Annotated in this window: 15 protein-coding genes; 7 read left to right on the top strand and 8 right to left on the bottom strand. The window is 61.9% G+C overall.

Features of this window, described 5'->3' with window-relative positions:
- The first annotated feature begins 85 nt into the window (after positions 1-85).
- The gene (locus msub_RS16240) at positions 86-541 is read left to right on the top strand and encodes an Hsp20/alpha crystallin family protein (protein WP_048497207.1); all 456 of its coding nucleotides are present in this window, start codon (positions 86-88) and stop codon (positions 539-541) included.
- Positions 542-572: 31 nt separating this feature from the next.
- On the opposite strand, the gene msub_RS16235 is transcribed toward msub_RS16240, so the two are convergent.
- The 8 genes from msub_RS16235 to msub_RS16200 all read right to left on the bottom strand — a co-directional run bounded on the left by msub_RS16235 (position 573) and on the right by msub_RS16200 (position 7282).
- Positions 573-890: a PA4642 family protein gene (locus tag msub_RS16235; RefSeq protein ID WP_048497206.1), complete on the bottom strand. Its 318-nt coding sequence runs from the start codon at positions 888-890 to the stop codon at positions 573-575.
- Between the two features lie 113 nt (positions 891-1003).
- A complete protein-coding gene (locus msub_RS16230; RefSeq protein WP_048497205.1) occupies positions 1004-1837 on the bottom strand; it encodes a flagellar motor protein MotB in 834 nt (277 codons plus the stop codon).
- Positions 1838-1840: 3 nt separating this feature from the next.
- On the bottom strand, positions 1841-2614 hold the full coding sequence (locus tag msub_RS16225; RefSeq protein ID WP_048497204.1) for a MotA/TolQ/ExbB proton channel family protein: 774 nt from the start codon (positions 2612-2614) through the stop codon (positions 1841-1843).
- Positions 2615-2669: 55 nt separating this feature from the next.
- Positions 2670-3497 carry a shikimate dehydrogenase gene (aroE, locus tag msub_RS16220; RefSeq protein ID WP_048497203.1) on the bottom strand — a complete coding sequence of 276 codons (828 nt, stop codon included), beginning with the start codon at positions 3495-3497 and terminating at the stop codon, positions 2670-2672.
- Positions 3490-4416: an oxygen-dependent coproporphyrinogen oxidase gene (gene hemF / locus msub_RS16215; protein WP_048497202.1), complete on the bottom strand. Its 927-nt coding sequence runs from the start codon at positions 4414-4416 to the stop codon at positions 3490-3492. The genes aroE and hemF overlap by 8 nt, the downstream gene beginning before the upstream one ends.
- Before the next feature lie 8 nt (positions 4417-4424).
- Positions 4425-4997, bottom strand: a complete 573-nt coding sequence (locus msub_RS16210; RefSeq protein ID WP_048497981.1) for an L-threonylcarbamoyladenylate synthase — start codon at positions 4995-4997, stop codon at positions 4425-4427.
- Between the two features lie 45 nt (positions 4998-5042).
- Positions 5043-6188 (bottom strand): DNA-processing protein DprA, encoded by a 1146-nt coding sequence (dprA, locus tag msub_RS16205; protein ID WP_048497201.1) that lies wholly within the window; start codon positions 6186-6188, stop codon positions 5043-5045.
- Positions 6189-6262: 74 nt separating this feature from the next.
- Positions 6263-7282 (bottom strand): LysM peptidoglycan-binding domain-containing protein, encoded by a 1020-nt coding sequence (locus msub_RS16200; RefSeq protein WP_048497200.1) that lies wholly within the window; start codon positions 7280-7282, stop codon positions 6263-6265.
- 422 nt (positions 7283-7704) lie between these two features.
- Between msub_RS16200 and def the strand changes: the two genes are divergently transcribed.
- The 6 genes from def (at position 7705) to glyS (ending at position 15151) form a co-directional block, all read left to right on the top strand.
- Positions 7705-8208 carry a peptide deformylase gene (gene def, locus msub_RS16195; protein ID WP_048497199.1) on the top strand — a complete coding sequence of 168 codons (504 nt, stop codon included), beginning with the start codon at positions 7705-7707 and terminating at the stop codon, positions 8206-8208.
- A 93-nt stretch (positions 8209-8301) separates the two neighbouring features.
- Entirely contained in the window at positions 8302-9237 is a 936-nt protein-coding gene (gene fmt / locus msub_RS16190; protein WP_048497980.1) for a methionyl-tRNA formyltransferase, read from the top strand.
- 1 nt (position 9238) lies between these two features.
- Complete coding sequence (gene rsmB, locus msub_RS16185) at positions 9239-10540, top strand: 16S rRNA (cytosine(967)-C(5))-methyltransferase RsmB (protein WP_048497198.1); 1302 nt, start codon at positions 9239-9241, stop codon at positions 10538-10540.
- The gene (gene trkA / locus msub_RS16180; RefSeq protein WP_048497197.1) at positions 10537-11940 is read left to right on the top strand and encodes a Trk system potassium transporter TrkA; all 1404 of its coding nucleotides are present in this window, start codon (positions 10537-10539) and stop codon (positions 11938-11940) included. Before rsmB ends, trkA begins: the two co-directional genes overlap by 4 nt.
- A 101-nt stretch (positions 11941-12041) precedes the next feature.
- Positions 12042-13067, top strand: coding sequence for a glycine--tRNA ligase subunit alpha (glyQ, locus tag msub_RS16175; protein ID WP_048497196.1), 1026 nt, complete (start codon positions 12042-12044; stop codon positions 13065-13067).
- Positions 13068-13069: 2 nt separating this feature from the next.
- Complete coding sequence (gene glyS / locus msub_RS16170; protein ID WP_048497195.1) at positions 13070-15151, top strand: glycine--tRNA ligase subunit beta; 2082 nt, start codon at positions 13070-13072, stop codon at positions 15149-15151.

Genomic DNA, 15151 nt, shown 5'->3' with positions numbered 1-15151 from the left:
TGGCGCCACCGGCATGGAGCTGTTCCGCGATCGAAGCTGATGTTCACTTATTCAGATTCGTTCCGATGAAAAGGAGGAGCCCCTTATGAGTAACATAACCCGCTGGAATCCGGTCAATGAATTCGAAGACCTGATGAACCGCTATAACCGAATGTTTGGCCTGACCCGCCCGGGTGGCGAGCGCGAGGGCAAGGATCTGTTCAGCCGCAGCGACTGGGCCCCGGCCGTTGATATCAAGGAAACCCCGGAGGCCTTCACCATCGAGGCCGAGTTACCGGGCATGTCTCGGGAAGACGTGAAAGTCACCGTACACGAAGGTGTTCTGAGCATTCAGGGTGAGCGCAAGAGCGAGGAAGACAACGGGGACAAGAAGCATCATCGGATTGAGCGCTTCTATGGCAGTTTCCTGCGCCGGTTCACCCTGCCGGAAAACGTCGACGAAAACAGCGTGAAGGCCAGTTTCAAGGACGGCATGCTGACCCTCACCCTGCAGAAGGCCGAACCGAAAGAACCCAAGGCCATCGAAGTCGACGTGCAGTAAACCGCGCCGACATCAGGCGGCCGCACCGGGATCAGTTCCCGGCTGCGGCTGTTTTTTTCGCGCCGGCGTTTTCCAGGATGGTTGCGTAATCCACGCTCCGGCGATGCCGCGAGATCCGCTCGAGGATGGTCTCACCTTCCCCGCCGGTGGCGTTCAGGTCCCGGCCCGCAGCCACGAAAAACCCGATAAAGCGCTCAAAATCCTCCGCCCGCATGGCCTGGTAGGCCTTCAGCAAAGCGTGGTAGTCAGCATTTTCCGAGGCATCCCAGGGCTGGAGGTCCAGAAAACTCCTGACCCGCTCATCGCTCCACTCTTCGCCAATGACTTTGGGCTTGTCTGGTCCACTCATGATCGCTCTCTTGTTCCGTTATGCCAGTTAATGATCGGGCGCACAGTATAATGCCCTGAATGCCCGCCAGTTATATGGATTGCGAATGAGAAGCTGCGCCGCAGGTATAAGGCTCAGGGCCGGATTTCGACCGGCCGTTCGCCCGTGGAAACGTCCTCGCTGCATTCGGGTTCACGAATGGCGATTTCCACCCGGCGGTTCAGGGCCCGGTTTTCCGGAGAGTCATTGGGAACCAGCGGATTGGTCTCGGCGCGGCCGGCTGCCACCACCCGCTCGGCCGGAATCTTTCGGTTCAACACCAGCTCATGCACCACCGACACCGCACGCGCCGCGGAAAGATCCCAGTTCGAGCGGTAACGGTCACTGGAAATGGGCCGGTCATCGGTGTAACCGGACACCAGGACATCGCCGGTACACGACGACAGTACCTTTACCACCCGATCAATGATCGGGATCATTTCCGCCTTGATGGCCGCCTCGCCGGAGCGGAAGGTGGCCGCCTCCGAGAACCGGATGACCACCTTGTGCTTGTCGTAATTGACACTCAGGGCCTCGGAGGCCACTTCCGACTCCAGCTCCCGGATCATCCGGCTGGCCAGATCAATCACCCCGCCGGGGACCCTGGTGGTGGCGTCACTGTCTGAGCGCTCGTCAATGAACTCCGGCACCCGGGCCTGGGACTCGGTGGGCGCCGGCAAGGACACCGAGTCCGATTCGATCATGGTCAGCGGCGAGCCGCCCACGCCCTGGGCAATGACCTTATCCGAGCCCAGAGCCACCGACATGGAATTGGCCATGGCCCGGTATTTCTCGACATCCATTTCAGAAAACGACAGCAGCAGGATAAAAAAGGTCAGCAACAGGGTCGCCAGATCGGCAAAGGTGACCAGCCACGCCGGTGTCTGGGTCTGCAGAGTCTTCCTGTTTTTCTTGCGGACCAGCTCCAACCCTCAGGCCTCCCGCTCCGGCGCCAGGCCAGTGCGTTGCTCCGGGGTGACAAACGAGGACAGCAATTCAGTCATGACCCGCGGATTTTCACCGCGCATGATGTTCTTGATCGAGGTAATGATCAGCACCTGGTTGCGCGCCTCGTCCTCCGCCTTCAACTGGAGCTTGTCGGCCAGGGGCAGGGCGATCATCTGGGCAATGAAGGCGCCGTACAGCGTCGTCAGCAGGGCAACGGCCATGGCCGGGCCAATGGAGCCCGGATCGTCCAGGGTGTTGAGCATCTGCACCAGGCCCACCAGGGTACCCAGCATGCCGAGGGCCGGCGCCGATTCGCCGATGCCCCGGAAGACCCGCTCGGCCACTTCGTAGCGTTCGGCCGTCTGCTGGGTTTCCTGGGCCAGGGCTTCCTCGACCAGCTCCGGCGGATGGCCGTCGACACAGAGATTGATGGCCTTTTGCAGAAACTCGTTGTCGGTCTGGTGATTCTCCAGCCCCAGGGTGCCTTCCTTGCGCACCACCATGGCCAGCGTGCCCACTTCCCGGATCAGCTCCGCCGGCCGGGCCATGCGATCGGTGAATGCCGCCGACATGGCCATCCGGAAAGCGCTCATCACCGACGCCATGCGGAACTTGATCAGGGTGACGGCAAAGGTGCCGCCGAGCACGATCGCCAGGCCCGGAAGATTCAGGAATGTCAGCAGGGAAGCGTTGGCCAGCATGGCCAGAATGACAATCAGGACCCCGGCCACAAGCCCTACGAGGGTAAGAATATCCATCGAAAATCCTTACGGAATGTTGACTCTGAGCATAGCCCAATCCCGGGCCTGCGGCTCAGTCGTTACGCAGTTCCTCGATCACAGGCCCTGTGGCAGGGCTGACGCCTCGCCAGATACGGAACGATTCCGCGGCCTGCTCCACCAGCATACCAAGACCGTCGTAAACGGTTTGTGCGCCATGTTCGAGTGCCCACTGATTGAAGGTGGTGGTCTGCAGAGAATACATCATGTCGTAGACCACCGTGCGTGCACCGATAACCCCCGGTGACAGCGGCGGCAGATCGCCCTGCAGACTGGCGCTGGTGCCGTTGATAATCAGATCAAAAGGCTCGCCGGGCTGCTCGAAACCGCAGGCCGACAGGCGGGTTTGACCGGCAACCGGCGCGAACAGCGCAACCAGGGCGTCCGCCCGGGCGACGGTCCGGTTGGCGATGGTCAGCAGGCCCGGCCGCTCTGCCAGAATCGGGCCGAGCACCCCACGCACCGCGCCTCCGGCACCCAGCACCAGGATACGGGCGCCTTCGAGGCGCACACCGTGATTGCTGACAAGATCCCGGACAATACCGCAACCATCGGTGTTATCGGCGACAAGCCCACCGTCGGCATCCAGGTAGAGCGTGTTGGCCGCGCCGGCCTTTTGCGCCCGGTCGGTCCGGCGCTGTGCCAGCGTCCACGCTTGCTCCTTGAACGGCACCGTCACATTCAGGCCCTTGCCGCCGCGCTCGAAGAATTGCCTCACCGTGCCCGGAAAATCGTCCAGCGGCGCCTGGATGGCGGTGTACTCCAGGGTTTCGCCGGTCTGGCTGGCAAACAGGCTGTGGATGCGCGGTGACTTGCTGTGGCTGATGGGGTTGCCAACAACGGCGTACAGATCATTAGTCATGGTTGCCCTCCAGCCAGTCCCGGCCGGTGAGGAAGAATTCGGTGAGCCGGGCCTCGTCTGATCCGGGCTCTGCGGTCCGGTTGTAGTCCCAGCGCACCAGGGGTGGCAGCGACATCAGGATGGATTCGGTACGGCCGCCGGATTGCAGGCCAAACAGGGTGCCCCGGTCGTACACCAGGTTGAACTCCACGTAACGGCCCCGGCGATAAAGCTGGAAATCCCGCTCACGGTCACCGTAGGGGAGATCCATCCGACGCCGGACAATGGGTTCATAGGCTTCGATATAGCTGTCACCCACGGCTTGCATCAGGCCGAAATCCTGCCCGAAATCTCCGGTGTTGTGGTCGTCAAAGAACAGCCCGCCGACGCCCCTGGGCTCGTCCCGGTGTTTGAGATAGAAATAATCGTCGCACCAGTGCCTGAAGCGCTGGTAGGTACCCTCGCCAAACGGCTCGCAGGCGGCCCGGGCAGTCCTGTGCCAATGCACGCAGTCTTCCTCGAAACCATAGTAGGGCGTGAGGTCGTAACCACCACCAAACCAGTACACCGGCTCGCTGTTCTGCGGCCGGGCAATAAAGAACCGCACGTTGGCATGGGAGGTGGGCACGTAGGGGTTGTTCGGGTGGATCACCAGGGACACGCCCATGGCCTCCCAGGGTGCGCCGGCCAGGTGGGGCCGGTGGGCGGTGGCGGAGGCTGGCATGGTGTCGCCCATGACATGGGAGAAGTTGACACCGCCTTTCTCGAACACCCGGCCTTCGGTGATCACGCGGCTGACCCCACCACCGCCTTCCGGGCGATCCCAGGCATCCTGTATAAAGGCTGCGCCGCCATCAACCGCTTCCAGGCGGCTGCAAATGCGTTCCTGCAGCCCCAGCAGGTAGTGTTTGACGGCTTGGCTATCGGGTTGCTGTGGCATGAATTCTCCTAACGAAGCTGCTTGCCGCTGACAATATCAATAATCCGGCTGGGTTTGCGATTGCCACCGAGCGAGCCGGGGACAATCCAGTCGAGCTGGTTACCGAAATAGCGCCGGACCTGCCAGATCGTCCGGGCCGGCTGCCGGCCGGCCGGATTGCACGAGGTGGACACCAGCGGCATTCCAGTGGTTTCGCACAGGGCCCGTACGACCGGGTGATCACTGACCCGAACCGCGATGGAGTGATGCTGCCCGCGCACCCATTCCGGCACCTGCTGTTCGACATCCGGCAACAGGCAGGTCACCGGCCCGGGCCAGTGCCGTTCGGCCTCCGCCTGGAGTGATCGCGGCAGGGGGTCCAGCAGGAAACGGATCTGGTCCACCGAGGAGGCCACCAGGATCACACCCTTCTCCACAGGGCGATGCTTCAGTTCCAGGATGCGCTCGACCGCCTGCGGGTCCCAGGGGTCACAGCCCAGGCCCCAGACCGCTTCGGTCGGATAGGCGATCACGCCGCCATGGAATACGGTGCGCCGGGCACAATGCAATTGCCAGTCAGAGAGAGGGTGGGAAGCGGCCATACTGCTCTTGTCAGAATCAATCAGGGTGGATGACCACACCGGCGCTCAGGCGATTTTCTGGAACCCTCCCGGGGCCGAACTCACCAGGCCCTGCAACTCCAGGAGCAACAGGGACTGCATAAGCTGATCGGCAGGAAGACCGGTGGCTGAGCTCAGTGCATCGGTTGATTGAGGATCATACCCTAAAGCCTCAAATACCGCGATTTCCCGGCGGTCCAGACCGGCCACTGCCGGCTGGGGATTGGTCGTGGCCGGTGATTCTGGGGCGCTGGCGGTTTCAGTAAGCGGCGGCGACCACCAGGCCCCCAGTTCTTCCAGAATATCGTCCACCGTTTCTACCAGCCGGGCCCCCTGCTTGATCAGTTGGTGACAACCCCGGGCGACCGGGCTGTGCACCGAACCGGGAATGGCAAACACCTCGCGCCCCTGCTCCAGGGCCATCCGCGCGGTAATCAGGGAGCCACTGCGCAGGCCCGCCTCCACCACCAGAACGCCACGGCTCAGGCCACTGATAATCCGGTTACGCTGGGGAAAGTGGGCTGCCCTGGCCGGGGTACCGGGCGGGTATTCGGAAAGCATCAGCCCCTCGGCAATTACCCGCTCGCCCAGTCGGCGATGCTGGTTGGGATAGATCCGGTCCAGGCCACAGCCAATCACCGCGGTGGTCGGAAAACCGGCATCCAGCGCGCCGGCGTGCGCGGCACCGTCGACACCCAGCGCCAGGCCACTGGTGACCAGCAACTGCCGGGCACTGAGTTCGGCGGCAAACCGTCGGGCATGATCCAGCCCGGCCCGGGTAGCCTTGCGGCTGCCAATGATAGCAAGCTGGTCGCGGCCAAGAAGGCCGGTATCACCCAGGGTATAGAGCACCACCGGGGCATCGTGAATGTGCCTGAGCTGCTCCGGGTAATTCACATCCTGCCAGGTGAGAATGCCGATGCCATGGCGCCGGCAATTATTAAGAATGCTCCAGACTTCACCCACCATCGGATGTGATTCATCCCGCTGCTGCCAGGCCTGGATGGCCGCAAGGCTGTCTGCTGCCAGGCCAAGTGCCCGCAGGGTAGCGCTATTCAGGGTGAGCAGGTGGGTCAGGTCGGGAATATCCGCCAGTAATTCACGGCGCCGGACCGGGCCGAATTTTGGTAGACGAGTCAGGAACAGCCACTGGGCTGAAGGAGTGGAAAACACGGCATCATCCTTGAAAACATAGCAAGCCGGGCCTTCCTGGCCCGGCTATTCAATACCACAGGGTATTCGGTCAATCAGGGGTTGGTTACCTTGTCACCCACTTCCAGTGCCTGGGTTGCTTCCAGAACCAGGCCGTAACTCATTTTCTCGTAGGCCTGGAAAACCATCAACAGGCCGGCTCGCTCGGAGGGCAGCTCGATGGTTTCACCGGTCATCGGGTCGCGAACCAGATTGCCGCTCTGGAGCACGGCCAGCACGTTGCCCGATTCAATGCCTTCACGGGTGCCCCGGTTAATGGCAACCACATCAAACTGGCCGATCTGGCTGACACCGCCTTCCACCGCAATCATCTCGCCCTCTATCTTCTGGTCCGGAGCGCTGGGCACGAAGCTGGTGGCAAGGGGACGGTTCACGTTCGTCATCAACCGATCACCGATTCGCACTTCCTGGTTGGTGTTGGTCAGATTGACCGTCAGCACATCGCGATTTTCTGCAATCACATTACCCGCACCAATACTCCGCGCTTCCAGGCCAAGAAACTCGCCGGTTTTCGGATCGTGGAATTCCTGGCCACGCCGGAAAATGCCAACCTTGTTGGCCGGCTTTTCACCACGGGCGTAGACCTGATCACCGGCGCCGGTAATAATCCGGCCGTCCTCACCCTCCAGCACGTAAGGCGCACGGTTGAGGTCTTCCGGGCTGACGATGCGGGTGTCCGTCAGGAAACTGCCGATGGCATCCAGAGGAATGGCCGGAATCGGTGTTTCAATCGGCACAGAACGAACCTTCGGAGACAATCGGACCACGTTATTGCCGGTCGCCACCTTGGTAATGCGGGGCTTGCCATCAATGTAAACCAGGGCGAGCTCATCGCCGGGGTAAATCAGGTGAGGATTGGCAACCTGCGGATTCACATGCCAGATTTCCGGCCAGTACCACGGGTTACTCAGAAAACGGCCCGAAATGTCCCAGAGGGTGTCACCTTTCACCACGGTGTAACGCTCGGGGTGATCGGTCCGCAGCTCCGGTGCAGCATGGGCCCAGGAGGTTAAAAGCAGCGTAGATGCTGCCAGAGCGTACAGCAGTTTCCTCATCGTGTAAGTCCTTGATCGCGTGCCTTGATTCTTTGCATTCTGTTGGGATGCAGTCAGTTGTCTGCAGCTTATTACGTTGTTATTCCAGTTACTATAGAAGAAGTCTCGCAAATTGTGATGTTATCTTTTGTTCTTCCAGTAAATTCTATCCCGCCGGTGAAAGTTTTTAACTATTGACTGATCAGTTTGTACTCAATCGCCGAATTGTTGGATAATAACCCTGATAGCGCCGGAGACTCCGGGAGCCGTTGAAACCTGCGGCCCCGCCCCGATCATAGTAGAGTCAGGGCGGAAATTTGCGCAGTACGCTGTCGCATTTCGGAGATCGGTTTCACACTGTTACAAAGAGCGCACAGGTTACATTAATAGAGACGCGGGCCGATGGTCTGGCGTCCCGTCATACAGGCCAAAAGTACGAGCATATGATTCTAGAGATTCTCGAATACCCGGATCCGCGTCTGCGCACCATCGCCAAACCGGTGGACGAGGTCACAGACGCCGACCGCAAGCTGATCGACGACATGTTCGAGACCATGTACGATGCGCCCGGCATTGGCCTCGCGGCTACCCAGGTCAATGTTCACAAGCAGATCATCGTTATGGATCTGTCCGAGGACAAGAGCGAGCCGCGGGTGTTCATCAACCCGCAGGTGGAGGTGCTGGATGGTGAGAGGGAAGCCATGCAGGAAGGCTGCCTGTCGGTGCCCGGCTTCTACGAAGACGTTGAGCGGATCGAGCACTGCAAGATCCGGGCTGTGGACCGTGACGGGAAACCGTTCGAGCTGGAAGCCCGGGGCCTGCTGGCGGTTTGCATCCAGCACGAGATTGACCATCTCAACGGCAAGCTGTTCGTGGACTACCTCAGCTCCCTGAAGCGTACCCGCATTCGCAAGAAGCTGGAGAAACTCCACAAGAAAAGCGCCTGATCCGCCGGCAGGTGGCTAACAGAATCAGGCGCTATTCCGGACCGGGTCATGACCCGGTCTTTTCGTATTCAACGGAACAGAGATCAACACACCGTGCGACTTGTCTTTGCCGGCACCCCGGATTTCGCGGCGACCGCTCTCAGGGCCCTGATTGCGGCCAAACACACTATCGTTGGTGTTTATTCCCAGCCGGACCGGCCCGCAGGCCGCGGCCGCAAGCTGCAGCCCAGCCCGGTCAAGCAGGTGGCTATTGACCATGGAATTCCGGTCTTCCAGCCCGAGACCCTGAAAACCCCGGAGGCCCGGCAGCAGCTGGCCGACCTGCGCCCGGACGTCATGGTGGTGGCCGCTTATGGCCTGATCCTGCCGAAGCCCGTGCTGGAAATCCCGACCCACGGCTGCCTCAACATCCACGCCTCCCTGTTGCCCCGCTGGCGTGGCGCGGCGCCCATCCAGCGAGCCATTGCCGCCGGCGACGCGGACACCGGCATCACCATCATGCAGATGGACGAAGGCCTGGATACCGGCGCCATGCTGCTGAAATCCCTGACTGCCATTAACCCGGGGGACACGGGCGGAAGCCTGCACGACCGTCTGGCAGAGCTGGGTGGCCAGGCGATCGTCAAGGCCCTCGAACTGCTGGAAAAAGGCGAGCTCAGCAGCGAGCCCCAGAACGACGATCTCGCCTGTTATGCCCGCAAACTGAGCAAGGACGAGGGGCACATCGACTGGACTACTGAGGTTGTGGCCATTGAGCGACTGATCCGTGCCTTCAACCCCTGGCCCGGCACCTACACCGACCTGGGCGACCAGCGCATCCGGATCCACGAAGCAACCGCCCTGAATGACACCGGCAACAAGCCGGCAGGCACGGTACTCCGGCGGGAGCGGGACGGTATCGACATTGCCTGCGGAACGGGGAGCCTGCGCATCACCCGGCTTCAACTGCCGGGCTCCCGGGCCCAGAGCGTGAACGACCTGATCAACGGCGGCAAGGCATTGCTCATGCCCGGCCAGGAGCTACGCTGAGATGGGCGACCAACAGCAGCCCATGCGTGCCATCGCCGCTGGCGTCATGCTGGCAGTGGAGAACGGCCAGTCCCTGTCCCAGTGCCTGCCACCGGCCCTGAACCGCCTGCCACCGAACGAGCGCCCGGAACTCCAGGCCCTGTGTTACGGCACCTGCCGCTGGTTCCACCGGCTGGATGGCGAGCTCAATGGCCGGTTGAAAAAACCGCTTCGCAAGCCGGACCGCATTGTCCACCACCTGATGCTGGTGGCCCTCTTTCAGTTGCGTTTCAGCCAGCAGGCCAGCTACGCCGTACTGAACGAAACCGTGGAAGCCTGCCGGGCCCTCGACAAACCCCACCTCACCGGCCTGGTTAATGGTGTGCTGCGGGCGGCCGAGCGCGAGGGTGCACCGGAACCCGCCGATGACTCTGGCCGTTTCAGCCATCCCGGGTGGATGGTGGAAAAGCTCCGCCACAACTGGCCGGACGACTGGCAACGGATTCTCGAGGCCAACAATGCCCAGGCGCCCATGACCCTGCGGGTCAACGCCCTGCGGTTCGGCCGCGATGAGTACCTTGGCCTGCTGGCGGATGCCGGCATCGAGGCCAGCCCGACCCGTTTCGCCCCCCACGGCATTCAACTGGCCAGGCCGGTACCGGTTGACCGGCTGCCCTGGTTCGCTGATGGCGCGGTCAGCGTGCAGGACGAAGCAGCGCAGCTTTGCACCACTCTGCTGGACCTGGCGCCTGGCCAGCGGGTACTCGACGCCTGTGCCGCGCCCGGGGGCAAGACCTGTGCAATCCTGGAGAGCTGTGCCGGGCTGGAAGAGGTCGTGGCGATTGATGAATCCGCCGACCGGCTGCCCCGGGTGCAGGAAAACCTCGACCGGTTGGATCTGCACGCCACCCTGGCACAAGCCGATGCAGCGGATACCGACCAATGGTGGGACAGGCAGGCCTTCGATCGCATTCTGCTGGATGTACCCTGCAGCGCCAGCGGCGTGATCCGCCGCCATCCGGACATCAAACTGCTGCGTCGGGAATCCGACATAGTCCCGCTGGCAGCGATCCAGCTTGGGCTTCTCGACGCCCTATGGGCTATCCTGAAGCCCGGTGGCCGGCTGGTGTATGCCACCTGCTCGGTGTTCCCGCAGGAAAACCACCGTATAATTCAGCGGTTTTGCAAACAGCAAGCCGATGCCATCCTTGTTGAACCAAAGGCTCAATGGGGGCGTGATATGGGTGCCGGGCGGCAACTGCTCCCGGATCCGTTCAGCCATGACGGCTTTTTCTACGCCGTGCTGGAGAAACCCGAACCATGAAAATCCTGATTCTCGGTGCCGGCCAGGTGGGCGGCACCCTCGCGGAAAACCTCGCCAACGAAGCCAACGACATCACCATCATCGACAGCGACGGTGCCCGTTTGCGCGAGCTGCAGGACCGGCTCGACATCCGGACCGTGCAGGGCGAAGCCTCGTATCCGACGGCGCTTCGGCAGGCCGGCGCCGAAGATGCCGACATGGTGATCGCGGTCACCAACAGTGACGAGACCAACATGGTGGCTTGCCAGGTTGCCAAGCTGCTGTACAAGACACCCACCACCATCTGCCGGGTGCGGGCCAATGCCTACCTGTCAAAAGCCGAGCTGTTTTACCAGCGCGACCAGAAAAAAGACCTGGACAGCCTCCGGGGCTTTCCCATTGATGTGCTGATCAGTCCGGAGCACCTGGTGACCAAGCACATTACCCGCCTGATCGAAAATCCCGGAGCGCTGCAGGTGCTGGAGTTCTCCAAGGGGCTGACCCAGCTGGTCGCCCTGCGCGCCACCAAGGGTGGTCCGCTGGTCGGCCACGAGCTGTCCTACCTGCGCACCCACATGCCCAAGATTGACACCCGGGTGGCGGCCATATTCCGCAAGGACCGGGCCATCATGCCCGAGGGTAAGACGGTCATCGAAGATGGCGACGAAGTGTTCTTTATCGCCGCCGGCGACCATATCAAATCAGTGATGAGCGAGCTTCAGCCTCTGGTGAAGCCCTACAAGCGCATCTTTATCTGTGGTGGCGGTAACATCGGCCAGCGGCTGGCCAGCACGCTGGAAAGCCGGTACCAGGTGAAGCTGCTGGAGCGCAACCACGACCGCTGCGTGATGCTGTCGGAAAAGCTGCGCAAGACCGTGATACTGGAAGGCAATGCGGCCAACAAGGACATCCTGTTGGAAGAAAACATCGAGAACACCGATGTGTTCTGCGCCGTGACCAACGATGACGAGGCCAACATCATGGCCTCGCTGCTGGCCAAGCGCCTCGGGGCCCGAAAGGTACTCACCCTGATCAACAACCCGGACTACGTCGACCTCATCCAGGGCGGCGATATCGACGTCGCCATCTCCCCCCAGCAAACCACCATCGGCAGCCTGCTCACCCACGTACGCCGGGGCGACGTGGTAAACGTTCACTCACTGCGCCGGGGCGCTGCCGAGGCCATCGAGGCCATTGCCCATGGCGATCACCGGTCTTCGAAAGTGGTCGGCAAGCGGCTGGATGAAATCACCCTGCCGGCAGGCACCACCATCGGCGCCATCGTGCGCCGCAACGAAGTGCTCATCGCCCACGACCACATCCGCGTTCAGCCGGATGACCACGTGATCCTGTTCATGGTGGACAAAACCCGGATACGGGAAGTGGAAAAACTGTTCCAGGTCGGGCTCACCTTCTTCTGATTTAGAAATACACAGCCAGCGCGCGTATAATGCGCCTTTTTTCGGAGTGCCCCGAAGGATAACCGGGGCGCCACACACAGACTGATCAGCAGGCAACCGTCGTGACAGACAAGGCAACACAACAGACAACTCCGGACATCGGGACCTTCCAGGGCCTGATCCTGGCTCTGCAGAACTTCTGGGCCCAGCATGGCTGCGTGGTCCTCCAGCCACTGGATATGGAAGTGGGCGCCGGCACCTTTCATCCGGCCACCTTTCTGCGGGCCATCGGGCCGGAAACCTGGAACGCCGCCTATGTTCAGCCCAGCCGCCGTCCTACAGACGGCCGTTACGGTGAGAACCCCAACCGTCTGCAGCATTACTACCAGTTCCAGGTAGTGCTCAAGCCATCGCCAGACAACATCCAGGAGCTGTACCTGGATTCCCTGAAGGCCCTGGGCCTGGACCCGCTGGTGCACGACATCCGGTTCGTGGAAGACAACTGGGAATCACCCACCCTTGGCGCCTGGGGCCTGGGCTGGGAAATCTGGCTGAACGGCATGGAAGTCACCCAGTTCACCTACTTCCAGCAGGTGGGCGGCCTGGAATGCTTCCCCGTCACCGGCGAGCTAACCTACGGCCTTGAGCGTATTGCCATGTACCTGCAGGGTGTGGACAGCGTCTACGACCTGGTGTGGACCAACGGCCCGGACGGCGTGGTCACCTACGGTGACGTGTTCCACCAGCAGGAAGTGGAGATGTCCACCTACAACTTCGAACACGCCGATACCGAGTTCCTGTTTCACAGCTTCGACGTTCACGAGCGGGAAAGTGCCCGCCTGATCGAAGTCGGCCTGCCGCTGCCGGCCTATGAACAGGTTCTGAAAGCCTCCCATACCTTCAACCTGCTGGACGCCCGCCACGCCATCTCGGTCACCGAGCGTCAGCGCTTTATCCTGCGGGTACGCACCCTTGCCCGGGCCGTTGCCCAGGCCTACTTCGACAGCCGCCGGGCACTGAAATTCCCATTGGCGCCCGAGGCGCTGCGCAAGGAAGTTCTGGCCGCTGCCGAAGCCGCCGATGACAAGGCCAAGAGCAAGAACGGCAAGAAAGCGAAGAAGGCACCGCAGGAACAGGGGAACGCATAATCATGGCAACACAGGATTTTCTGGTCGAACTGGGCACCGAAGAACTGCCCCCCAAGGCCCTCAAGCCACTGTCTGACGCCTTCACCCAGGGCATTTCCCGGGGCCTGGAAGAGGCCGGTATCGCATTCGGCAAGGTTGAGGCCTTCGCGGCTCCGCGCCGCCTGGCAGTGCGCATCCGGAACCTGGCCGACGCCCAGCCGGACAAATCGGTGGAAAAACGCGGCCCGGCGGTCAAGGCCGCCTTTGATGACGCCGGCAACCCGACCCGGGCGCTGACCGGCTTCGCGACCTCGCTCGGCGTTACGCCAGACCAGCTCGACACCCTGGAAACCGATAAAGGTGCCTGGGTGGTATACCGCACCGTAGAGCAGGGCAAACCCACCGTGGAACTGATGCCGGAGCTGGTGGAACAGTCCCTGGCCGGCCTGCCGATCCCCAAGCGTATGCGCTGGGGCGCCCACCGCACCGAATTTGTCCGCCCGGTGCACTGGGTTGTCATGCTGTTCGGCAACAAGGTGATTGATACCCCGATCATGGGCCTGACACCCGGCAACAAGACCCGCGGCCACCGCTTCCATTGCCCGAAATCCCTGATCGTGCCCACGCCGGGCGATTACGAAGTGGTCCTCAAACAGGAGGGCTATGTCATTGCCGATTTCGCCGAGCGCCGGGAACAGATCCGCGCCGGCGTGGCCGAACTGGCCGAGAAGGAAGCCGGTGGCAAGGCCGTGATCGATGAAGACCTGCTGGACGAAGTGACCGCCCTGAACGAATGGCCGGTGCCCCTGATGGGCCGTTTCGAGGAACGCTTCCTGAAAGTGCCGGCGGAAGCACTGATTTCCTCCATGAAGGAGCACCAGAAGTACTTCCATGTGGTCGCCGCTGACGGTGCAATGCTGCCCCTGTTCATCACCGTCGCCAACATCCAGAGCAAGGATCCGGCCCAGGTGATCTCCGGTAACGAAAAGGTGATCCGGCCCCGCCTGTCCGATGCTGCGTTCTTCTACGAGACCGACCGGAAGACCAGACTCGAGGACCGCATCGACGCCCTCAAGCCCATCGTGTTCCAGGAAAAACTGGGCAGCCTTTACGACAAGTCCGTGCGCGTTGCCGCCCTGGCGAAGAAAATTGCTGAGGCCATCGGCAGTGACCCGGCTCTGGCCGAACGCGCTGCGATGCTGGCCAAGACCGATCTGGTCACCGAAATGGTGCTGGAGTTCACTGATCTTCAGGGCATCATGGGCCAGTACTACGCCGCCAACGACGGCGAACCGGAAGACGTGGCCAGGGCCCTGAACGAGCAGTACATGCCCCGTTTTGCCGGCGACGATCTGCCCACCACCCTGACCGGCTGCGCCATTGCCATCGCCGATCGCCTGGATTCCCTGGTCGGTCTGTTCGGCATTAACCAGCCGCCGTCCGGTACCCGCGATCCGTTCGGCCTGCGTCGGGCCTCCCTCGGGGTGCTGCGCATCATCATCGAGCGTGAACTGCCGCTCGACCTGCAGACCTGCTGCGAGTGGGCGGAGGAGAACTTCACGGTGCTGACCGAGCAGAATACCGCCACCACCGTGGTGGACTACATGCTCGAGCGCTTCCGGGCCCACTATGACGAACAGGGCATCGGTGCCGAGGTTTACCTGGCCGTGCATGCCCGCCGGCCCACCCGCCCGCTGGACTTCGACCGCCGGGTGAAGGCGGTGGAAGCCTTCCGCCAACTGCCCGAGGCGCAGGCCCTGGCCGGTGCCAACAAACGGGTCTCCAACATCCTGACCAAACAGGGTGGCGACAGCACCGGTGAATCCGTTGACGCCAGCCTGCTGCAGGACAGCGCCGAAAAAGCCCTCGCCGAACAGATCGACCAGCAGGCGGACAAGGTGCTGCCACTGTTCGAGAGCGGCGATTACGCCAGCGCGCTAAGCTCTCTTGCAAGCCTGAGGGAGCCGGTAGATCGCTTCTTTGATGAAGTGATGGTGATGGCCGATGACGAGGCCATCCGGAACAACCGCCTGGCACTGCTGAACCGACTGCGCAACCTGTTCCTGCGCGTTGCGGATATCTCGTTGTTGCCCACCGCGGGCTGA

The sequence above is a fragment of the Marinobacter subterrani genome (assembly GCF_001045555.1).
GTDB lineage: Bacteria > Pseudomonadota > Gammaproteobacteria > Pseudomonadales > Oleiphilaceae > Marinobacter > Marinobacter subterrani.
The sequence above is the reverse complement of the archived record's forward strand: the minus strand, read 5'-3'. Positions and strand labels throughout refer to the sequence as shown.